Annotated in this window: 18 protein-coding genes; 12 read left to right on the top strand and 6 right to left on the bottom strand. The window is 74.4% G+C overall.

Going from position 1 to position 19,990, the window contains the following annotated elements; genetic code table 11:
- Window positions 1-31: 31 nt before the first annotated feature.
- Both CP982_RS20225 and CP982_RS20220 read left to right on the top strand, forming a co-directional pair.
- Window positions 32-2,125 (top strand): HelD family protein, encoded by a 2,094-nt coding sequence (locus tag CP982_RS20225; protein WP_150511840.1) that lies wholly within the window; start codon window positions 32-34, stop codon window positions 2,123-2,125.
- A 72-nt stretch (window positions 2,126-2,197) separates the two neighbouring features.
- Complete coding sequence (locus CP982_RS20220; protein ID WP_150511839.1) at window positions 2,198-2,899, top strand: SRPBCC family protein; 702 nt, start codon at window positions 2,198-2,200, stop codon at window positions 2,897-2,899.
- A 23-nt stretch (window positions 2,900-2,922) separates the two neighbouring features.
- Here the strand turns inward: CP982_RS20220 and CP982_RS20215 are convergent, their stop codons facing one another.
- Window positions 2,923-4,014 carry a pyridoxal-phosphate dependent enzyme gene (locus CP982_RS20215; RefSeq protein ID WP_150511838.1) on the bottom strand — a complete coding sequence of 364 codons (1,092 nt, stop codon included), beginning with the start codon at window positions 4,012-4,014 and terminating at the stop codon, window positions 2,923-2,925.
- A 93-nt stretch (window positions 4,015-4,107) separates the two neighbouring features.
- On the opposite strand from CP982_RS20215, the gene CP982_RS20210 reads away from it, so the two are divergent.
- The 4 genes from CP982_RS20210 (at window position 4,108) to CP982_RS20195 (ending at window position 7,975) form a co-directional block, all read left to right on the top strand.
- On the top strand, window positions 4,108-5,028 hold the full coding sequence (locus CP982_RS20210) for a LysR family transcriptional regulator (protein ID WP_150511837.1): 921 nt from the start codon (window positions 4,108-4,110) through the stop codon (window positions 5,026-5,028).
- A 271-nt stretch (window positions 5,029-5,299) separates the two neighbouring features.
- Window positions 5,300-6,142 (top strand): DUF4097 family beta strand repeat-containing protein, encoded by an 843-nt coding sequence (locus CP982_RS20205; protein ID WP_150511836.1) that lies wholly within the window; start codon window positions 5,300-5,302, stop codon window positions 6,140-6,142.
- A 22-nt stretch (window positions 6,143-6,164) separates the two neighbouring features.
- Window positions 6,165-7,175, top strand: a complete 1,011-nt coding sequence (locus CP982_RS20200; protein WP_150511835.1) for an ATP-binding cassette domain-containing protein — start codon at window positions 6,165-6,167, stop codon at window positions 7,173-7,175.
- Entirely contained in the window at window positions 7,172-7,975 is an 804-nt protein-coding gene (locus tag CP982_RS20195) for an ABC transporter permease (RefSeq protein ID WP_150511834.1), read from the top strand. The genes CP982_RS20200 and CP982_RS20195 overlap by 4 nt, the downstream gene beginning before the upstream one ends.
- Before the next feature lie 43 nt (window positions 7,976-8,018).
- Here the strand turns inward: CP982_RS20195 and CP982_RS20190 are convergent, their stop codons facing one another.
- Entirely contained in the window at window positions 8,019-9,485 is a 1,467-nt protein-coding gene (locus tag CP982_RS20190; protein ID WP_150511833.1) for an FG-GAP and VCBS repeat-containing protein, read from the bottom strand.
- 116 nt (window positions 9,486-9,601) lie between these two features.
- Complete coding sequence (gene yczR, locus CP982_RS20185; protein WP_150511832.1) at window positions 9,602-11,041, bottom strand: MocR-like transcription factor YczR; 1,440 nt, start codon at window positions 11,039-11,041, stop codon at window positions 9,602-9,604.
- 141 nt (window positions 11,042-11,182) lie between these two features.
- Here yczR and yczE point away from each other — a divergent pair, with 141 nt between their 5' ends.
- The 4 genes from yczE to CP982_RS20165 all read left to right on the top strand — a co-directional run bounded on the left by yczE (window position 11,183) and on the right by CP982_RS20165 (window position 13,772).
- A complete protein-coding gene (yczE, locus tag CP982_RS20180; protein ID WP_221515577.1) occupies window positions 11,183-12,010 on the top strand; it encodes a membrane protein YczE in 828 nt (275 codons plus the stop codon).
- Between the two features lie 82 nt (window positions 12,011-12,092).
- Window positions 12,093-12,653, top strand: a complete 561-nt coding sequence (locus tag CP982_RS20175) for a helix-turn-helix domain-containing protein (protein ID WP_150511831.1) — start codon at window positions 12,093-12,095, stop codon at window positions 12,651-12,653.
- 24 nt (window positions 12,654-12,677) lie between these two features.
- Complete coding sequence (locus CP982_RS20170; protein WP_150511830.1) at window positions 12,678-13,295, top strand: hypothetical protein; 618 nt, start codon at window positions 12,678-12,680, stop codon at window positions 13,293-13,295.
- Between the two features lie 144 nt (window positions 13,296-13,439).
- Window positions 13,440-13,772 carry a DUF2516 family protein gene (locus CP982_RS20165; RefSeq protein ID WP_184925535.1) on the top strand — a complete coding sequence of 111 codons (333 nt, stop codon included), beginning with the start codon at window positions 13,440-13,442 and terminating at the stop codon, window positions 13,770-13,772.
- Between the two features lie 165 nt (window positions 13,773-13,937).
- On the opposite strand, the gene CP982_RS20160 is transcribed toward CP982_RS20165, so the two are convergent.
- The 3 genes from CP982_RS20160 to CP982_RS20150 form a co-directional block, all read right to left on the bottom strand.
- Window positions 13,938-15,281: a PP2C family protein-serine/threonine phosphatase gene (locus CP982_RS20160; RefSeq protein ID WP_170316461.1), complete on the bottom strand. Its 1,344-nt coding sequence runs from the start codon at window positions 15,279-15,281 to the stop codon at window positions 13,938-13,940.
- 458 nt (window positions 15,282-15,739) lie between these two features.
- A complete protein-coding gene (locus tag CP982_RS20155) occupies window positions 15,740-16,843 on the bottom strand; it encodes a C40 family peptidase (RefSeq protein ID WP_229879530.1) in 1,104 nt (367 codons plus the stop codon).
- Window positions 16,844-17,100: 257 nt separating this feature from the next.
- On the bottom strand, window positions 17,101-17,916 hold the full coding sequence (locus CP982_RS20150) for a class I SAM-dependent methyltransferase (RefSeq protein WP_150511828.1): 816 nt from the start codon (window positions 17,914-17,916) through the stop codon (window positions 17,101-17,103).
- 201 nt (window positions 17,917-18,117) lie between these two features.
- Between CP982_RS20150 and mshA the strand changes: the two genes are divergently transcribed.
- Together mshA and CP982_RS20140 are read left to right on the top strand one after the other, a co-directional pair.
- The gene (gene mshA / locus CP982_RS20145; RefSeq protein WP_150511827.1) at window positions 18,118-19,473 is read left to right on the top strand and encodes a D-inositol-3-phosphate glycosyltransferase; all 1,356 of its coding nucleotides are present in this window, start codon (window positions 18,118-18,120) and stop codon (window positions 19,471-19,473) included.
- Window positions 19,466-19,984: a type III secretion system chaperone family protein gene (locus tag CP982_RS20140; protein WP_150511826.1), complete on the top strand. Its 519-nt coding sequence runs from the start codon at window positions 19,466-19,468 to the stop codon at window positions 19,982-19,984. Before mshA ends, CP982_RS20140 begins: the two co-directional genes overlap by 8 nt.
- Window positions 19,985-19,990: the final 6 nt, after the last annotated feature.

Genomic DNA, 19,990 nt, shown 5'->3' with positions numbered 1-19,990 from the left:
CCGAGTAACGTTTTTTGCTACGCTCGTCGGCATGACACCACTCGACGAAGAGCTCGTACGGGAGCGCGGCTACCACGACACCTGCCGCGCCGCCCTCGCCGCGATGGTGGACGGGGCCCAGGAGCAGGTGATCACCGGCGAGCACGCCTCCGCGTCCGGCGCCGACGCCGAAGTGCTCGGACGCCGGCTGCGCGGCAAGGCCAAGGAGATGCGCGAACTCCCGCAGGCGCCCCTGTACTTCGGACGGCTCGACTTCGACCCCGAGGCGGCCGAGGCGGGCGACCACCGCGGCCAGCGCTACCACATCGGACGGCTGCGCATCACCGAGGACCCGGCCGCGCCGCCGCTGGTCGTCGACTGGCGGGCACCCGTGTCGCGCGCCTTCTACCAGGCGGGCGCCCGCGACCCGCAGGGCGTCGCGGTCCGCCGCCGCTTCGGCTGGGCACCCGGCAGCAAGGGCGAATCCGCCGACCTCACCGGACTCGAGGACGAGCACCTGACGTCCGGCTCCGGCGAGGCCGCGGCGCCGAGCCGCATCGTCGCCGGGGAGATCGAGCGGCCCCGCGTCGGCCCGATGCGCGACATCGCCGCCACCATCCAGCCCGAGCAGGACGACCTCGTCCGGGCCGCGCTCACCACGTCCGTGTGCGTGCAGGGCGCCCCCGGCACCGGCAAGACCGCCGTCGGCCTGCACCGCGCGGCCTACCTCCTCTACACCCACCCGCAGCGCGTCCGCCGCTCCGGCCTGCTGATCCTCGGCCCCAACCGCACCTTTCTGCGGTACATCGCCGAGGTCTTGCCCTCGCTCGGCGAGACCGGGGTGCGCCAGTCCACCGTCCAGGACGAGATCGCCCGGCAGCCCGTCACGGCGTACGACGACGAGCGGGCCGCGGTCGTCAAGCACGACCCCCGGATGGCGGAGGTCCTGCGCCGCGCCCTCTACGCGCGCGTCACGCCCGTCGCGGCCGACCTCGCGCTGCCGGACGGCTCGTACCGCTGGCGGGTCCCCGCCGCCGACCTCGAACGGATCGTCGCCGACGTCCGCGCGGAGGAGCCGCCCTACGACACCGGCCGCGAGCGCGTCCGCAGCCGCGCCGTCCGCCACGTCCAGGACCAGGCCGAGCGGCGCGCGGGCCCGATGAGCAACACCTGGGTGCAGAAGGTCTCCCGGGCGCGGCCCGTCTCCGCCTTCGTCGACGCGGTCTGGCCCAAGGCTCGCCCCGAGGAGGTCCTCTGCGCGCTCCTGGGCGACGCGGACGCGCTGGCGCGGGCCGCCGACGGCCTCCTCGCGCCCGAGGAGCAGCGGGCGATCGTGTGGGCCCGGCCCCCGCGCTCGTACAAGTCCGCGAAGTGGTCGGCCGCCGACCTCGTCCTCCTCGACGAGCTCGCGGGCCTCATGGAGCGGCCCGAGGGCTACGGCCACATCGTGGTCGACGAGGCGCAGGACCTCTCGCCGATGGAGTGCCGCGCGATCGCGCGCCGCGTCGGCTTCGGCTCCGTCACCGTCCTCGGCGACCTCGCGCAGGGCACCACGCCGTGGGCCGCCCGCGCCTGGCCCGCGCTCCTCGCCCACCTCGGCAAGCCGGACGCGGCGGTCACCCCGCTCACCACCGGCTTCCGCGTCCCGCGGGCCATCGTCACGCTGGCCAACGACCTGCTCGCCGGGCTCGACGTCGACGTGCCGCCCGCGCGCTCCCTGCGCCGGGACGGCGACCTCGCGGTCCTGCGGGTGCCGGACGCGGTGGCCGGGGCCGTGGCGGCGGTGCGGGAAGCCCTCGCCCGCGAGGGCTCCATCGGCGTCATCGCGGCCGACGCCGCCACGGAGGCGCTGCGCGCCGCGCTCGCCGGGGCGGGCATCGGGGCGGCGGGCCCGGACGAGCTGGGCGCGCGCGTCACGGTCGTCCCCGCGTCGATGGCCAAGGGCCTGGAGTACGACCACGTGGTGGCGGTCGAACCGGCCGCGATCGCGGAGGCGGAGGAGCGCGGACCGCACCGGCTGTACGTGGTCCTGACACGGGCGGTGTCGAGCCTCGCGGTGGTGCACAGCAGGGAGCTGCCGTGGGCGTGGAAGCCGGGGCGGGCCGGGGTGGGCCGGGGTGTCCCTTCCTGTTCGGGCATTGGATAGATGGTTCTATTTACCGCGGGACATGAAGTCGTCCTGCTCCGCCCTCGGCCCCGCGATGGAGGACGTACCGTCATGAGCCCCCGTGCCGACACCCTGACCACGGCCCCCGACGGGCGGAGCGTGCTGCGGATGGAGCGCCGCATCGGCCACCCGCCCGAGGAGGTCCGGGCGGCCCTCACCCGACCCGGGCACCTGAAGGACCGGCTCCCGGCGGAGGTGCGCGTGGCCCCGGAGGCCGGTGGTTCGCTGCTCACGCTCACGCACACCTTCGACGACCGGTTCGCCGCCCCCAGCTTCGCCGCCGGGTGGCACCTGTGCGTCAGCGCGCTCGGCGAGCACCTGGACGGCGTCGCCGAGCCGGCCCGCGTCCTCGACACGGGCGAGCTGCACGAGGCGTACCTGGAGCAGTTCGACCTCGGCGGCGGCGAGGTCACGGCCGACGGCACCGTCCGCTTCGAGCGCCAGCTGGTGCGGCCCGCCGACGCCGTCTGGGCCGCGCTCACCGAGGGCGACGAGGTCCTGAAGGGCTCCGAGGCACCGGAGGGAATCGTCGCGGACGGCGTCCTGGCCGGGGAGGTCACGGAGGTCCGGGCGCCGGAGACGGTGACGTACGAGGTGGCCGGGGGCGGCGAGGTGAGCATCCGCCTCGGCCGGGGCACGGAGTACGGCGCCCGGCTCGTGCTGACCCACCGCGGTGCCGGGGACCCGGCCGCGGCACGGGCGGCGTGGCACGCCCGGCTCGAGAGGCTGGCGGGGCGGCTGCTCGAGGAGTGAGCCGCGCGGGTGGGGGAGGGGCCTCAGCCGTGCGGGTTGGCCTCCCGGCCCTCCGTGCTGAGAAGCACCACCGTCGTGGTCGGCGTGACCCCGAGCGCGGCCCGGCGTCCGGGCCCGGTGAGGGCGGCCCGGGCGCCCGCGAGGGCGGCGGCGCCGCAGGGGCCGGGCGTGACCCCGAGCGCGGTCAGGTCGCGCAGTGCCGCCGCGGCCGCCGCGTCCGGCACGGCCGTGGCCGCGTCGAGGCCGTCGCGGAGGTGGGGCCAGGCGAGGCTGGAGACGGTGCCGCAGTTCAGGCCCGCCATGGCCGTGGTGCGGGTGGGCACGGTGACGGGCTCGCCGCGGACGAGGCTGGCCAGGGCGGGCGCCGCCGCGGTCGGCTCGACGGCGAGCAGCGCGGTGCCGGTGCCGGGGGCCGGGCGGCCGCGGTAGTGCGTGACGGCGGCCTGCGCGAGGGAGCCCACGCCGACGGGCACCGCGACCAGGCCGGGCGCCCCCGCCCCGGCGGCCGCGAGCTGCTCGTCGACCTCGGCGAACAGCGTGGCGTACCCCTGCACGATCAGCGCGGGCACCTCCTCGTAGCCGGGCCAGGCCGTGTCCTGGACGAGCACCGCGTGCGCGGTGCCGCGCGCCGTCGCGGCGGCCTCGCGCACCGCCCGGTCGTAGTCCCCGTCGACCCGGGTGACGCGCGCCCCCTCGCCCTCGATGGCGGCGGCCGCGCCGGGGTGGACGCCCTGCGAGACGAAGACGTGGGCGCCGTGGCCGAGGCGCCGCGCCTCGCGGGCCACCGCGCGGCCGTGGTTGCCGTCGGTCGCGGTCACGAACTCCACGCGCTCCCCGGCCGGGCGGCCCGCGAGCAGCCGGTGCACGGCCCAGGACGTGCCGAGCACCTTGAACGCCGGCAGCCCGAGCCGCGCCGACTCGTCCTTCACGAAGACCCGGCCCACACCCAACTCGGCTGCCAGGGACGGCAGTTCCGTCAGCGGCGTGGGCGCGTAGCCGGGCAGCGACGCGTGGAAGGCGCGGACGCCGTCCGGGGCGGGCGCACAGGTCCAGGCGCGGGCTTCGGGGTGCGCGAACCACGGCGTCGTACGGGAGGAGGCGGAGGTCTCGGTCATGTGCCCCACCCTGCTGCCGACCCGATCTTTCGGTCCAGCGGATCTTTCCGACCTATATTCGTCGGGAATCCCGAAGGGTTGGAGCGGCCGCACGTGTACGACCTCCGCCGACTGCGTCTGCTGCGCGAGCTGAAGCACCGCGGCACCCTCGCCGCGGTCGCCGCCGCACTCTCGTACAGCCCCTCGTCCGTCTCCCAGCAGCTCGCCCAGCTGGAGGCGGAGGTGGGTGTGCCGCTCCTCGAACCGGTCGGGCGGCGGGTGCGGCTCACCGCGCAGGCCGAGATCCTCGTCGCCCACACCGAGGCGCTCCTGGAGCGCATGGAGCGGGCCGAGGCCGACATCGCCGCCTCGCTCGCCGAACTCACCGGCACCCTGCGTGTCGCCGCCTTCCAGACCGCGGCCCTCGCGCTCGTCCCGGCCGCCCTCGCCGCGCTGCGCGCGGCCCATCCGCGGCTGCGCGTGCACGTCACGCAGCTGGAGCCGGAGGCGGCTCTCCCGGCCCTGCTCGCCCGGGACTTCGACCTGGTCGTCGCGGAGGAGTACCCGGGCGGCGCGGGGCCGCGCTCCGACGTCCTCGAACGGGAGGAGCTGTGCCGGGACCCGCTGCGGCTCGCCGTGCCAGGCCCGGTCGACGACCAGGACCCGCGGTCCCTCGCGGAGCGTCCCTGGGTCATGGAGCCCGAGGGCACGGCCGCGCGGCGCTGGGCGACGACGGTGTGCCGCGAGGCCGGGTTCGAACCGGACGTGCGGTACGAGTCCGCCGACCTGCTCGTCCATCTGCGCCTGGCCGAGCGGGGGCTCGCCGCCGCGTTCCTGCCGGACCTGGTGTGGGGCGCGGGCCCCTTCTCGGCGGCGCCCGCCACGCCGACGGTCGCGCTGCGGGACCTGCCGCCGGGGCTCGGCGCGCGCCGCATCTTCACCGTCGTACGCCGCGGCGGTGGTGGTCGCCCCGCGGTACGGGCCGCCCGGCACGCGCTCCGCGAGGCGGCCGACCGTGGCTCTCTGCTGCCCTGACCGGCACCTCCGTGGCGCACAGGCGGTGCCTGCGTGGCACGCGTGGCGCACCCTGCTTCCGGCGTATCTGCGTAGGTATATCTCCAGGTCAGTGGGTGTTCGGGGGTGCGGGCGCACGCGCTGTGCGGCGTGGATTACGCCCAGTGGCACCACGCTTGCGCCAAGGAGGCTTGCATTGGCGCCATTGTGATGCCATGCTGGCGTCACGGAAGTTCGCAGGACCTCCGCTCGCCGACCGGCGGCCGGACCCATCGATCGGAACAGGACGGCCATGCCTACCTTCGACACCCCCGAACCGCTCTCCGCCCTCGTCGAGTTCGACATGGGCACCGCCCGCTTCACCGCCACCAAGCGTCTGGACACCGTCGTCACGGTGACGCCGACCGACGACCGCGAGAGCGCCGACGTCAAGGCCGCCGAGCAGGTCGAGATCTCCTGCGTCGACGGGCGCCTCGTCGTCAAGGGCCCCAAGCAGCGGTCCGTGTTCGGCAAGAGCGGCTCGGTGGAGGTCGCCGTGGAGCTCCCGTCCGGGTCCGACGTCCGGGGCGTCACCGCCGCCGGGGCCTTCTGGACCCAGGGCCGCCTCGGGGACTGCCGCTTCGAGTCGTCCGCCGGTGACATCCACGTCGCGGAGACCGGCGCGGCCTACCTCAAGACGGGCTTCGGCGCGGTCCGCCTGCAGCGCGCCACCGGCGACGTCGTGGTCGAGGCGGCAGGACAGGTCGACCTCGGCGACATCACCGGCACCGCCACCGTCAGGAACCACAAGAACGACACCAGCATCGGTGAGATCACCGGCGACCTGCGCGCCACCACCGCCAACGGCAACATCTACGTGGGCATCGCGCACGCCGCCGTCGACGCCAAGGCGGACAACGGCAGCATCAAGCTCGGCGACGTGGCCCGCGGCCGGGTCACCATGGAGGCCGCCATCGGCGACCTCGAGGTCGGCATCCGCGACTCCAGCGTCGCCTGGCTGGAGGCCAACTCCCAGTTCGGCGCGGTCCGCAACGCGCTCGGCTCCGCCGCGGGCCCCGCGCCGGGCGCCGAGACCGTCGAGATCTCGGCCCGCACCGGCTACGGCGACATCGTGGTCCGCGCCGCCTCCGTCTGACACGAAGCAAGGAGGCGGCACGATGACTGCCACCACCGGTGAGACCGCACCGCCGAAGGCGATCGCCGCACAGGGGCTGCGCAAGGCGTACGGCGAGAAGGTGGTGCTCGACGGGATCGACCTGAGCGTCGTGCCCGGCACGGTCTTCGCGCTGCTCGGTCCGAACGGTGCGGGCAAGACCACCACCGTGCAGATCCTCTCCACCCTGATCTCCCACGACGGCGGCACGGCCGAGATCGCGGGCCACGACCTGGACCGGCACCCCGACGCCGTCCGCGACTCCATCGGCGTGACGGGGCAGTTCGCGGCGGTCGACGGCCTCCTGACGGCCGAGGAGAACATGCTCCTCATCGCGGACCTGCTGCACCTGGACCGGGCCGAGGGCAAGCGCCGGGCCGCCGAACTCCTGGAGCGCTTCGAGATCGCCGATGTCGCGCGGAAGCCCGCCGCCACCTTCTCCGGCGGCATGCGCCGCAAGCTGGACCTCGCGATGACGCTGGTCGGCCGCCCGAGCGTGATCTTCCTCGACGAGCCGACGACCGGCCTCGACCCGCGCAGCCGCCGCACGATGTGGGACCTCATCCGCGACCTGGTCGCGGGCGGCACCACCATCTTCCTGACCACGCAGTACCTGGAAGAGGCCGACCAACTGGCCGACCGCATAGCGGTGCTCGACGACGGGAGGATCGTCGCCGAGGGCACGGCCGAGGAGCTCAAACGCCGCATCCCCGGCGGCCACATCCGCCTGCGCTTCAACGACATCCACCATCTGAACGCCGCCACCGACCGCCTCGCGCTCAGCACCGTCACGCGCGACGACGACGAGCTCACGCTCCAGGTCCCCAGCGACGGCAGCATCCCCGTCCTGCGCGCCGTCCTCGACGTCCTGGAGGGCTCCGGCATCCAGGCCGAGGCGCTCACCGTGCACACCCCAGATCTGGACGACGTGTTCCTCGCCCTGACCGGCCAGGACCGCAGGACCGTCGCCGTGGGCACCGCCGTGGGCACCGCCGTGAAGGAGGCTCAGCGATGAGCACCACCACCAGCTACGCGCTGCGCGACTCGATGACGATGCTGCGCCGCAACCTCAAGCGCGCGCAGCGGTATCCGTCGCTGACCCTGTCGGTCGTGGTCCTGCCGGTCCTGATGCTGCTGATGTTCGTGTACGTCTTCGGCGCCCCGCTGGGCAACGGCATCGACGTCCCCGGAGTCGGGGGCGGCGGCCGGGAGGAGTACACCAACTACATCACCCCCGGCATCCTGCTGATGGCCATCGCCACCAGCTCGATCGCCACGGCCGTGTCGGTGTGCACCGACATGACCGAGGGCATCATCAACCGCTTCCGGACGATGTCGATCTCCCGGGCCTCGGTCCTCGTCGGGCACGTCCTGGGCAACGTGGTGCAGACCGCGGTCAGCCTGCTGCTCATCGTGTGCGTCGCGCTCGCGGTCGGCTTCCGCTCCAACGCCCACGTCCTGGAGTGGGCGGCGGTCCTCGGCCTGCTGCTGTTCCTGGCGTTCGCCCTCGCCTGGCTCTCGGCGGCGATCGGCCTGGGCTCCGAGAGCGTGGAGACGGCGTCCAACGCGCCGCTGCCGCTGGCGTTCCTGCCGTTCCTCGGCTCCGCCGTGGTGCCCCCGGACTCGATGCCCGAGGGCATCCGCTGGTTCGCGGAGTACCAGCCCTTCACGCCGATCACCGAGACGGTGCGCGGGCTGCTCCTCGGCACCGGGATCGGCAACGACGCCTGGATCTCCCTGGCCTGGCTGACCGCCCTGACCGTGCTCGGCTACGTGTGGGCCAAGGCCTCCTTCAACCGGGTCGCCAACCGCTGAGCGGCCCCGCACGGGCGGCCCCGCCGGAGCGGGGCCGCCAGGGTCAACCGACCATCCGGTAACCGAAGTTGCCGCCGCCCGCCGGGCCGCCCAGGGTGTCGAGCCGGAAGCTGGTGGAGCCGGTGCCGGTGACGCCGCCCGGCCCCGTCGGCAGCCGCCAGACGCGGCCCTTGAAGCCGTCCTCGCCGTTGCCGCCCACGAGCACCTCGGGGCGGCCGCCCGCGCCGGTCACGGCCACCGCCGCGCCGAAGTGGTCGTCGGCCTCCGAAGTGCTGGGCACGCCCTTGGAGTTCTGCGTGAGCGTCCGCGCGCCCTCGGTGGTGATCCCGGAGGGGCCGCCGCGCAACACGGTCACCGCGCCCGCCTTCGCCGTCGCCACCGGGTCGGAGCCCGTCTCGTACGAGGCGCCGACGACGAGGTCCGCGTACCCGTCGGCGTCGGTGTCCCCGACCGCCACCGCCGAGCCGAAGTTGTCGCCCGCCTCGTCGACGCCCGGCACCCCGGCGCTGGCCTGCGAGTACGAGCGCGACTTCAGGGTGGTGCCCGTACCGTTCGGACCGCCGTACGTCACGTACACCTGGTTCCGGTCCGGGTGGCCGGTGACCAGGTCCTGGTAGCCGTCCTTGTTGAGATCGCCGAACGCGGACGGCAGCTCGGTGCCGAGCTTGCGCGGGCCCGTGAAGGGATCGCCCTTGACCAGGCCGTCCTTGGAGCCCTTGAGGACGACACCGCCCGGCTTGCCGTTGCCGAGGACGACACCGCCGCTGGCCACGACGTCGTCGATGCCGTCGCCGGTCAGATCGCCCACGTAGACGGTGCCGATGACGAGCTCGTCGGCCTTCGCGGAGTCGCGGTGCCACACGCCCGCGGGCTTGCCGGTCTCCCGGTTCAGCGGGCCGAGCAGCACGGAGACGCCGTACGAGAGGCCGTTGTTGCCGCGGCTGACGAAGTCGTCGACGCCGTCGCCGTTGACGTCGCCCACGCCGGCGCCGCCGCCCAGCAGCTTCGGGGAGTCGGCCCGGTAGTCGCCGGGCGGCAGGGCCGTGCCCGCGCCGGTGATGCCGTCCTTGCTGCCCCAAAGGACCATGTTCTTCTGGAGCCAGTGCAGGACCAGGTCGTCGTACCCGTCGCCGTCGAGGTCGCCGTAGTCGCTGACCGCGCGCCAGCGCGCGTCCGGCACGGGCTCGCCCGGGACGCCCGGCGTGCCCTGGCCGAGGATGTGCGCGGTGTCGTACGTCAGACCGTGCGCGGAGCCGTAGGCGACGGTGACGGCGCCCGCCCGCTTGACTCCGTCGACGGTCGCGGTGTGCGCGCCGACGGCGAGGTCCGGACGGCCGTCCCCGTTGAAGTCCGGCCCCTCGACGGCCGGACGGGCGCCGCCGGGCGCCTTCTCCGCCGTACCGGCAGAGGTACCGGCAGGCGTACCGGCACTCGCGGTCGGCGCCAGGCCGACGGCCCCCAGGACGACGGCGGCGCACAGGCCCGCCGTGGTGAGCGCTCTGTGGCGCATGGGTTCCCCCCCATTGGTTCGCGGCGGCCCCCCGGCCACCGGAAGATCGAATAGGTGTCCGGATGATACGCGGACGAGCCGGACGTGGCGTGTACGCGAGTACGGGCCCCGCGGCCTCAGACGATCCACCGCGGGCGGTGGGCGGCCGAGGGCAGGGGCCGGTCGTCGGCGAGCGCGGCGGCCAGACGGCGCACGGCCTCGCGCAGCACGTCCGGCGCGGCGGCGAACGGGAGGCGGAGCCGCTGCTCGAACACGCCCGGATCGGCGGCGAAACAGGCGCCGCCCTCGATCCGCACGCCGTAGTCCAGGGCCCGCTCGGCCAGCGCGGCGGCGACAGGGGCGCCCAGGTCCACCCAGAGCGAGAGCCCGCCGGGCGGCTGCCGCCAGGTCCACTCCGGCAGGTGCGCGGCGAGCGCCCCGGTGAGCGCGTCCCGCCGCTCGCGCAGCCGCGCGACCCGCTCCGGCACCTCCGCCTTCTCCAGGAAGTGCAGGGCGAGGAGCTGGTCCACGACCGGGCCGCCCAGGTCGTGCGCGACGCGCTGGGCGGCCAGCTCGGTCACGAGGCGCGCGGGCGCGCGCAGCCAGCCGACGCGGAGCCCGCCCCAGTGGCTCTTGCTCATCGAGCCGACGGTGATGACCTGCGCGGACGCGCCGGGCGCGGCGTGTGCGGCGCAGGGGAGCGGGGCCGGGACGTCCAGGGCGAGGTCGGTGAGCGTCTCGTCGACGACCAGCCAGGTGCCGCAGCGGTGCGCGGCGCGCAGCACCCGGGCCCGGGTGTCGTCCGGCATGAGCAGGCCGGTGGGGTTGTGGAAGTCGGGGATGAGATAGGCCAGTTGGGGCACGGCCTGGCGCAGCGTCGACTCGACGAGCCCCGCGTCCCAGCCGTCGTCGGTCACCGGGGCGGACACCGGGCGGAGCCGGGAGCGGCGCAGCGCCTCCAGGGCGTTCGGGTACGACGGGCTCTCGACCAGGACCCGGTCGCCCGGGGTCGAGAGGAGCCCGAGGACCAGCGTGAGCGCGTGCTGGGCGCCGGAGGTCACCAGGATCTGCTCCGGCACGGTGGCGAGGCCGCGCCGCGTGAACCGCTCGGCGACGGCGGCGCGCAACTCCGGGAGTCCGTACGGGTGGTAGCCCGGGCTCCGCGTGTGCTCGGCGACGTGCGGCGCGACCGCCGCGAGGGCCGCGGTCACGGCCTGCTCCGGCGGGCTCGGCGCCGCCCGTGCCAGGTCGATGGCGGTGTCCGGCGGCGCGAGGGCGCGGGTGACCCCGCTCGGTGCCCGCCCCGCGGGCAGCGCGGTCCAGGTGCCGGAGCCCCGGCGGCTGTGCGCGTAACCGCTGTCGCGCAGGAGGTCGTAGGCGGCGGTGACGGTGGGCCTGCTGACCCCGAGCGCCACGGCCAGCTCCCGCTCCGCGGGCAGCCGCACCCGCAGCGCGATCCGGCCGTCGAGCACCAGGTCGCCGATGGCCCGGGCGAGATGCCGGTAGGCGGGCCTCGCCTCCGCCGCGCCGGGCAGCAGCGCGGCGAGCTGCGGCCCGCCCAGAGTCCGCTCGGCCATACCACTCCCCGAAGATTGGCCATGCTTTCCAGGCCGATGACTGTACAGACTCCTGGCCATTGGCGAAGTGGAGGAGGGCGAGGCGTGGAGCGGGTTTGTGGGGCACCGTGCCCGGGGCCTCGGCGGGCGAAGCCGGGGAGTTTGGAACCCCGCCGCGGTAGCGGCGGAACCACCCACGGGGCGGCAGACGAACGGGAGGAGCGGGGCCCGGTCCCGGGCCGGGAAGCTGGGCGGCGGCGGACGGGGTGGTGGCGGACGGGGTGGTGGCGCCCGGCCAGACGGACCCGGCGATGGCGCCCGGCCAGGCGGACCGGGCAGCGGGGCCCGGCCCAGGGGACGCCGCCCCCGCCCCTCACCTACCTCCCCTTCGCCGAAGGCGCCTCACGGCGCATCCCCCAACTCCTCATCGGCCTCGCCCTGTACGGCTTCAGCATCGCGCTCACGGTCAGGGCCGACCTGGGCGTCAACCCCTGGGCGGTCCTGAACCAGGGCCTGGAGCGCCACACCCCCTTCAGCTTCGGCCTGCTGACCACGCTGGTGGGCGCGGCCGTCCTCGCCCTGTGGATCCCGCTGCGGCAGCGGCCGACCTTCGGCACCTTCGCCAACATCGCCCTCGTGGGCGCCGCGGCGGACGTCGGCCTCTGGCTGGTCCCGCAGTCCGCGGGCCTGCCCGTGCGGATCGCCCTGCTGACGGCGGGCATCCTGCTGAACGGCTTCTCGATCGCCGTCTACGTGGGCGCCCGCTTCGGCCCCGGCCCCCGCGACGGCCTGATGACCGGCCTCACCGCCACCACCGGCCGCTCCCTGCGCACCGTCCGCACCGGCATCGAGATCACCGTCCTCGCCACGGGCTGGCTCCTCGGCGGCTCTGTGGGCGTCGGCACGGTCCTGTACGCCGTGGCGGTGGGCCCGGTGGCGCAGCACTCCGTACCGAAGTGGGCGTACACGCCACGGCACACGACCACATGAGGGCCGCCCGGCCCGCGTGGCGTAGCGCACTATTGCAAGCGGCTGCTTGCAATAGTTAGCAAGCCGGGGCAGTATCGGGGACATGGCATCGCTCAACGTCGGCAATCTCGGTGAGTACCTGCGCGAGCAGCGGCGCAGCGCGCAGCTGTCGCTGCGGCAGCTCGCCGATGCCGCCGGGGTGTCCAATCCGTATCTGAGCCAGATCGAGCGAGGGCTGCGCAAGCCGAGCGCCGAGGTGCTCCAGCAGGTCGCCAAGGCGCTGCGGATCTCCGCCGAGACGCTCTACGTCCGGGCCGGGATCCTCGACGAGAAGGAGCGGGACGAGCTGGAGACGCGCGCCGTCATCCTCGCCGACCCGTCCATCAACGAGCGGCAGAAGCAGGTGCTCCTGCAGATCTACGAGTCGTTCCGCAAGGAGAACGGCTTCGTATCGGCGCCCGTGGAGCCCTCGGATCCCTCGTCGTCCACGGACGCGTACGCCACCTCGTACTCGGAGCGCTCGAACGGTGCCCGTCCCGAGAGCGCCCACGACGGCGCCGGGGACGGCGCACCGGCCCCCACCGCTGACGGACCCCGCACGGCCGACGGCAGTGATGTCCACCCCGAGGGCCGCCGGCCCTCGGACGAACAGCCCCCCAGCTGAAGCCGATCCGGGAGGACCCTCCTCATGCCCATCACCGAAGAGGTGCGCAAGGCCGTCACCAACCCGACCCCCCTCTACTTCGTCGTCGGCAGCGCCGAACTCGCGCTCCAGCAGGCGAAGAAGGTGCCCGGCGCCATCGAGCAGCTCGCCGCCGAGGCCCCCGCCCGCCTGGAGGCGGTGCGCAACACCAACCCCAAGGACGTCCAGGACCGGGCGGCCGCCCGCGCCAAGGAGGCCCGCGAGGTCATCCAGCGCAAGGTCGGCGAGTTCTTCGGCGTCCTCGACACGGACCTGAAGCGCATCGGTGAGAACGCCCAGGACTTCGCCCTGCGCGGTGTCGGCGTCGCCGTCGAGTACACGGTCCAGGCGCGCGAGACGTACGAGAAGGTCGCCGAGCACGGCGAGCAGACCGTGCGGAACCTGCGCGGCGAGGCGGCCGACGAGCTCGTGGAGCTCGCCGACACCGTCGAGCCCGACGCGCCTGAGGCGTCCGCGACGACGGAGACGACGAAGACGTCGGAGACGTCGGAGACGTCCGAAGCCTCCGACACGTCCGAGGGCGCCGCGGCCACCAAGCCCGCCGCGAAGAAGACGACCGCCAAGAAGACGACCGCGAAGAAGACCACGCCGCCCGCCAAGTAGCGGAAGGCGGGGCTGGCGCTCGCACACCCGGCCGGGCACTCTCGGAGTGCCCGGCCCGTTGTGCGGGTAGCGGTACCGTGACTTCGTACGTACGACACGTGCGTCGTGTTGGATTTGCCGAGACTGGTGGTGGACGTTGTGCTGATGCAGGGGTTCGCGAACTTCATGTGGCTGCTGTCGCTTGCCCTGATCCTGTTCAGCGGATTCGCGCTCATCGACGCCGCCGTCCGGCGGGAGGACGCCTATCGGGCGGCCGACAAGAAGACCAAGCCGTTCTGGCTGATCATCCTCGGTCTCGCCTTCGTGGTGAACCTGATCTTCAACATCCTGTCGTTCCTGCCGATCATCGGCCTCGTCGCCACGATCGTGTACATGGTCGACGTACGCCCCGCGCTGCGCCAGGTCATGGGCGGGGGCGGCGGCCGCCGCGGCTCCAGCAGCGACGGTCCGTACGGCCCGTACAACGGCGGGCGGTGACCGGAGGGGCGGCGGCTGAGCGGGCTTGGTGAAGTCCGCTGCGGTTCGGCCGTGCCCCGAAGGGGCGCGGGGCCGTGCACATCTGTGGCTCCGCCGCGCGGGCGCGACCAGCCCTGACGAACCCGCAGGCACCCGACGCGTGGTGCGGCACATCCAGCGGAACGCTCAGCGCTCGCGGCCCGTCTCGCGGTCGAGGAGCAGCACGGCCACGTCGTCCGTCAGTTCGCCGCCGTTGAGCTCCCGCACCTCGGTCACGGCCGCCTCCAGGAGCTCGTCGCCGCGCAGGCCCGCCGCGAGCTTGCGGCGCACCATCTCCACCATCCCGTCCTGGCCGAGCCGCTGGTTGCCCTGGCCGATCCGGCCCTCGATCAGGCCGTCCGTGTAGAGCATCAGGCTCCAGGTCCCGCCGAGCTGCACCTGCTGGCGCGGCCAGCGGGCGCGCGGCAGCAGCCCGAGCGCCGGGCCGCCGTTGTCGTACGGCAGCAGTTCGGCCGGGTGGCCGGGGCGGGCGATCAGCGGCGACGGGTGACCGGCCAGGCACAGGCCCGCCCGGCGGCCGTCCGGCGCGATGTCGACCGTGCACAGGGTCGCGAAGATCTCCTCGTTCGCCCGCTCGTGCTCCAGGACCTTCTGCAGCGTGGACAGCAGCTCGTCGCCGACCAGGCCCGCGAACGTCAGGGCCCGCCAGGCTATGCGCAGCTCCACGCCGAGCGCCGCCTCGTCGGGGCCGTGGCCGCAGACGTCGCCGATCATCACGTGCACCGAGCCGTCCGGGGTGCGCACCGTGTCGTAGAAGTCGCCGCCGAGCAGCGCGCGGGAGCGGCCGGGGCGGTAGCGCGAGGCGAACCGCAGCGGTGACCCTTCGAGCAGCGGCGTCGGCAGCAGGCCCCGCTCCAGGCGGGCGTTCTCCTGTGCGCGCAGGCGGGACTCGGTGAGCTGGCGCTGCGCGGCGTCCGCGCGCTTGCGCTCCACCGCGTACTGGATCGCGCGGCTCAGGAGCCGGCCGTCCAGCTCGTCGCGGAACAGATAGTCCTGGGCGCCGACCCGCACCGCCCGCGCGCCGCGCTCGGCGTCGCCGGACGTGGTCAGGGCGAGGACGGCGTGCCGGGGCGCGAGGCGAAGGACGTGCCGGAGCGGGGTCAGTTCGTCGGCGTCGGCGGGCGTCCGGTCCGTCCCGTGCGCCGCGTCGGGCCCGTCGGGCAGGGCGAGGTCGAGCAGGATGCAGTGCACGTCGTCCGTGAGCAGCCGCTCGACCTCGGTGAGGTTGCGGGCGGTGCGGATGCGTATGGGGCGGCCCGCGGAGTCCACGAGCTCGGGCAGGCTCAGGGAGCCGCCCGGGTCGTCCTCGACGAGCAGCAGGGTGAGCCCGGGGCTTCCGGTGGTGCCGGGGCCGCCCGGGCCGCCGGTGCGGCCGGAGCCGTCCGGGGAGGCGTCGGGCGTCGCCGCCGCCGGGGCCTGACCGCCTTCCGCGGCCGGGATCGCTCTCTGCCGCGGTATGGGTACGGGCATGCGTGGAGTTCCTTCCCTCCCCCCGAGGGCACGGTGGGGCGACGGTCGCACGCCCCACACCAAACGGGGACCATAGCGGTAGCCGAGGCCACGGGGGAATGCGGCGCGGCACCCGGCACGCGGCATATGCCGCCTCCTGGACCGCAATGGGGCACGAACCCGGTTCGACAGGGATGACGAACATCACGCCCGCGGGGTTGAGCGGGGCGGTGCCTCGTGCGGTGGGTCACAGGCGTGCGCGGCACACCGTAGGCGGTGCGCGGTGGGACCCCTCCCGGGCATTGGGGAGGGGTCCCGCAACGGCTCCGCGCGGGGTCCGCACGGCGCCGCACGACTCCGCACGGCGAGGCGTGAGGTCACGCGGAAGGCTTCCGGCCGGTTCGGCCGTCCGGGTCAGCCGTCCGGATCAGCCGTCCGGATCAGCCGTCCGGGTCAGCCGTCCGGGGCAGCTGTCCGGATCAGCTGTCCGGGCGTACGACCCCGAGGATCTCCATCGAGCCCGCGCCCGCGATCGTCACGTTCCGCCCCGGTCGGGGGGCGTGCACGATGGCGCCGTCGCCCACGTACATCCCCACGTGGCTGGCGTCCTTGTGGTAGATGATCAGGTCGCCGGGGCGCATGTTCTTCACGTCGATGTGCGGCAGGCGCTTCCACTGCTCCTGCGAGGTGCGCGGGATGCCGCGGCCCGCGGCCGCCCAGGCCTTGGACGTGAGCCCCGAGCAGTCGTACGACTTCGGGCCCTCGGCGCCCCACACGTACGGCTTGCCGATCTGGGCGGTGGCGAAGGCGACGGCCTTCCTGCCGCGCGCGGTCGCGTCGCCCTTGAGGTCCTTGAGTATCCCGGAGCCGACCCACGCCGACTGCTGCTTGAGGGCGGCCTCCTCCTCAAGGCGGCGCAGCCGCTCGCGCTCCTTCTTCTCCAGGCGCGACTCCAGTTTCTCGGCGGCGGCGATCTTCTGCTTGATCTTCCGCTTCGCCTCGGCCTTGGCCTTGCGGCCCGCCTCCAGCTTGCGCCACTGGGCGGAGGCGTCCTTGGCGTACGTCTTCAGATCGGCCTGGGTCCTGGCCATCTCCGTGAGCAGCGACTTCGTGCCGTGCTGGCCCTGGCGCAGCCGGCCCGCGCCGTCCAGGAACCGCTCGGGGCTGTCGCTCAGCATCAGCCGGGCCTGGTCCGGGATGCCGCCGCTGCGGTACTGCGCGCGGGCGGCGGCGCCGGCCTGGGCCTTGAGCCGGTCCAGCTTCCGCTGGCCCTTGTCGATGTCGCGGGCGAGGCGGACGATCTGCCTGGACTGCTTGTCGGCCTTCTCCTCCGCCGCGTTGTACGCGTCGGTGGCCGTGCCCGCTTCGCGGTAGAGCCGGTCGATCTGCTTGCGGACCTGCTCAAGTGGTGTGTCCCCGGCGGGCGTCGGCGGGCCGGGCGGGGTGGGCTCGGCCGGGCTCGCGAACGCCGTGCCCGGTGCGGCGAGCACCGCCGCCGCGCAGATCAGAGCCATGGCTGTCGCCGTCGAGTACCGCTTGCCGGACACGCTCCACCCCCACCGCAGATCCATCGGTGGATCCATGGGCGGACCCACCGCTCAGAGCTGATTTACCGTCAGTAACTTCGTGACGTGCTCGGGATGGTGCCATGTCCACGCCCCGAACGACAGGGCCGCGTGGCAACTCCCGTTCCCCTCCCGTCTCGTGTGACGAACGGCACGCGGTGATCGTTCCCTTCGGTCGAACGTTCACTCGCGGCGAACCGGCGGCGCCACCTGATGCGTTCGGCCGCCGCGGGGCGCGGTCTGCGCGCCGCCCGGGCGCGGTCCCGCCCCGGCGCTCACGCCCCGCGGGGCGCGAGCGCCTCCCAGCGCACCGTCACTTCGCCCTGCCGCCAGCGCGTGCCGCGGTCCACGACCGGCCAGTCCGCCCGCAGGTCGCGCACCGCCCGGATCCACCGCTGCCGCGCCCCGTACGACGCGTACGGGGCGGCCGCCGCCCACGCCCGGTCGAAGTCGCGCAGGAAGGCGTGCACCGGCTCGCCCGGCACGTTCCGGTGGATCAGCGCCTTGGGCAGCCGCTCGGCCAGGTCGGAGGGGCGCTCCAGGGAGGCGAGCCGGGCCGCGAAGGTCACCGTGCGCGGGCCCTCGGGGCCGAGCGCGACCCACACGTGCCGCCGCCCGATCTCATCGCAGGTCCCCTCGACGAGCAGCCCGTCGGGGGCGAGCCGCGCGCACAGCCGCTCCCAGACGGCGCCGACGTCGCCCTCGTCGTACTGGCGCAGCACGTTCGCGGCGCGGATGAGGACCGGGCGCGCGGGCAGCGGCACTTCGAAGCCGCCGTGCCGGAAGGAGAGCCCTTCGCGCTCGTACGGGCGCGCCGCCGCCACCCGTGCCGGGTCGATCTCGATGCCCACCACGCGCGCGTGCGGGGCGGCGGTGCGCAGCCTCAGGAGCAGCTCGACGGCGGTCCAGGGGGCGGCGCCGTAGCCCAGGTCGACGGCGAGCGGGTCGGCGGCGCGGCGCAGCGCGGCGCCGTGGGCGGCGGCGATCCAGCGGTCCATGCGGCGCAGCCGGTTGGGGTTGGTCGTCCCGCGCGTGACGGTTCCCACGGGGCGAGCCGCGGAAGAGGGGGTGCGAAGTGCGCGGGAGGACATGGGGCAAGCGTATGCAAGGGCTGCGGTGGGGACCCCCAAGGTAATGCTTTGGCAAAGAGGAAATGGAGCAGGAAGTTCCGGTGTTGCCGTCCTCAGAGGACCTCGTACGCCCTCCGCAGCGCTGTGCCCTCGGATGCGAGAGCGCCGTGCCCGCGGTACGAGGACCAGGACGCCGCCGCCAAGGCCAAGGAGGACCGCCACGTGAGCCACTACGTGACCAGGCTCGGGCGTCGTCTCCCAGCGGCCCCTGCGGCACCCGCCCGGCTTCGCCTCCCCGGCTCGCCCCGCCGCCCGCGGCGCGTCGCCATGCTCAGCGTGCACACCTCACCGCTGCACCAGCCCGGCACCGGCGACGCGGGCGGCATGAACGTCTACATCGTGGAGCTCGCCAAGCGCCTCGCCGAGATCAACATCGAGGTCGAGATCTTCACCCGCGCCACCACGGGAGCGCTGCCGCCCACCGTCGAGCTGGCTCCCGGCGTCCTCGTGCGCCACGTGGACGCCGGGCCCTACGAGGGCCTGGCCAAGGAGGAGCTTCCCGCCCAGCTGTGCGCCTTCACGCACGGCGTCATGCTCGCCTGGGCGGGCCAACGCCCCGGCCACTACGACCTCGTCCACTCGCACTACTGGCTCAGCGGCCACGTCGGCTGGCTCGCCGCCGAGCGCTGGGGCACCCCGCTCGTGCACGCCATGCACACCATGGCCAAGGTCAAGAACGCGGCGCTCGCCGCGGGCGACACCCCCGAGCCCTCCGCCCGCGTCATCGGCGAGACCCAGATCGTGCGCGCCGCCGACCGGCTCATCGCCAACACCTCCGAAGAGGCCGACGAACTCGTACGGCACTACGACGCCGAGCCCGGCAACGTCGCCGTGGTCCACCCCGGCGTCAACCTCGACCGCTTCCGGCCCGGCGACGGCCGGGCCGCCGCCCGCCACCGCCTGGGCCTGCCGCAGGACGCCCTCGTCCCGCTCTTCGCGGGCCGCATCCAGCCCCTGAAGGCCCCGGACGTGCTGCTGCGCGCGGTGGCCGTCCTCCTCGACGAGCGCCCCGAGCTGCGCCGCCGCATCGTCGTCCCCATCGTCGGCGGCCCGAGCGGCAGCGGCCTCGCCAAGCCGGAGGGGCTGCAGAAGCTGGCCGCCCGCCTGGGCATCGCGGACGTGGTCCGCTTCCAGCCCCCGGTCGGCCAGGACCAGCTCGCCGACTGGTTCCGCGCGGCGTCCCTGCTCGTCATGCCCTCCTACAGCGAGTCGTTCGGGCTCGTCGCCATCGAGGCGCAGGCCGCGGGCACGCCGGTCCTCGCGGCGGCGGTGGGCGGCCTGCCGGTCGCGGTGCGCGACGGCGTCACCGGCTTCCTGATCCCCGATCACGAACCGGCCCACTACGCGCGCGTGCTGCGCGACTTCGCCGACGCCCCCCACCTCGTCGACCGCATGGGCGCGGCGGCCGCCCGGCACGCCGAGTCCTTCGGCTGGGGCACGGCGGCGTCGGCCACGGCGGACGTGTACACCGCGGCGATGCACGACCACCGCCGTCGCGTACCCTCGCACCATGGGTGACGTTGCTGCCGGTGAGACACCTGGTGCGGTGATCGAGCGGTTCCTGGCCGACGCCGAGCTCGACTGGGAGTCCCCCGAGCCGGGTTCGTACGTGGTCAAGCTCCCCGGCACCCGCAAGCTCTCCACGACGCTCTCCCTGCGCGTGGGCAGGCACTCCCTCTCCCTGAACGCCTTCGTGGTCCGCCACCCCGACGAGAACCACGAGGCGGTCCACCGCTGGCTCCTGGAGCGCAACCTCCGCCTGTACGGCGTGGGCTACGCGATCGACCCCCTGGGCGACGTCTACGTCACCGGCAAGCTCCCGCTCGCCGCCGTCACCCCCGACGAGCTGGACCGCCTCCTCGGCTCCGTCCTGGAAGCGGCGGACGGCTCCTTCAACACCCTCCTGGAACTGGGCTTCGCGACGGCGATCCGCAAGGAGTACGCCTGGCGCGTCGCCCGCGGCGAATCGACCCGCAACCTGGACGCCTTCACCCACCTCACCCAGCCCCGCCCCACCACCGCGGAGTAGCCCCGC

It is taken from the genome of Streptomyces spectabilis, assembly GCF_008704795.1.
GTDB lineage: Bacteria > Actinomycetota > Actinomycetes > Streptomycetales > Streptomycetaceae > Streptomyces > Streptomyces spectabilis.
The sequence above is the reverse complement of the archived record's forward strand: the minus strand, read 5'-3'. Positions and strand labels throughout refer to the sequence as shown.

Coding starts and splice junctions, on each gene's coding strand:
- CP982_RS20195 (WP_150511834.1), top strand. CDS start 7,172: ATGAGCACCACCACCAGCTACGCGCTGCGCGACTCGATGACGATGCTG.
- CP982_RS20205 (WP_150511836.1), top strand. CDS start 5,300: ATGCCTACCTTCGACACCCCCGAACCGCTCTCCGCCCTCGTCGAGTTC.
- CP982_RS20170 (WP_150511830.1), top strand. CDS start 12,678: ATGCCCATCACCGAAGAGGTGCGCAAGGCCGTCACCAACCCGACCCCC.
- CP982_RS20225 (WP_150511840.1), top strand. CDS start 32: ATGACACCACTCGACGAAGAGCTCGTACGGGAGCGCGGCTACCACGAC.
- CP982_RS20165 (WP_184925535.1), top strand. CDS start 13,440: ATGCAGGGGTTCGCGAACTTCATGTGGCTGCTGTCGCTTGCCCTGATC.
- yczR (WP_150511832.1), bottom strand. CDS start 11,041: ATGGCCGAGCGGACTCTGGGCGGGCCGCAGCTCGCCGCGCTGCTGCCC.
- CP982_RS20215 (WP_150511838.1), bottom strand. CDS start 4,014: ATGACCGAGACCTCCGCCTCCTCCCGTACGACGCCGTGGTTCGCGCAC.
- CP982_RS20150 (WP_150511828.1), bottom strand. CDS start 17,916: ATGTCCTCCCGCGCACTTCGCACCCCCTCTTCCGCGGCTCGCCCCGTG.
- CP982_RS20155 (WP_229879530.1), bottom strand. CDS start 16,843: ATGGATCCACCGATGGATCTGCGGTGGGGGTGGAGCGTGTCCGGCAAG.
- CP982_RS20220 (WP_150511839.1), top strand. CDS start 2,198: ATGAGCCCCCGTGCCGACACCCTGACCACGGCCCCCGACGGGCGGAGC.
- CP982_RS20200 (WP_150511835.1), top strand. CDS start 6,165: ATGACTGCCACCACCGGTGAGACCGCACCGCCGAAGGCGATCGCCGCA.
- CP982_RS20140 (WP_150511826.1), top strand. CDS start 19,466: ATGGGTGACGTTGCTGCCGGTGAGACACCTGGTGCGGTGATCGAGCGG.
- CP982_RS20160 (WP_170316461.1), bottom strand. CDS start 15,281: ATGCCCGTACCCATACCGCGGCAGAGAGCGATCCCGGCCGCGGAAGGC.
- CP982_RS20190 (WP_150511833.1), bottom strand. CDS start 9,485: ATGCGCCACAGAGCGCTCACCACGGCGGGCCTGTGCGCCGCCGTCGTC.
- CP982_RS20175 (WP_150511831.1), top strand. CDS start 12,093: ATGGCATCGCTCAACGTCGGCAATCTCGGTGAGTACCTGCGCGAGCAG.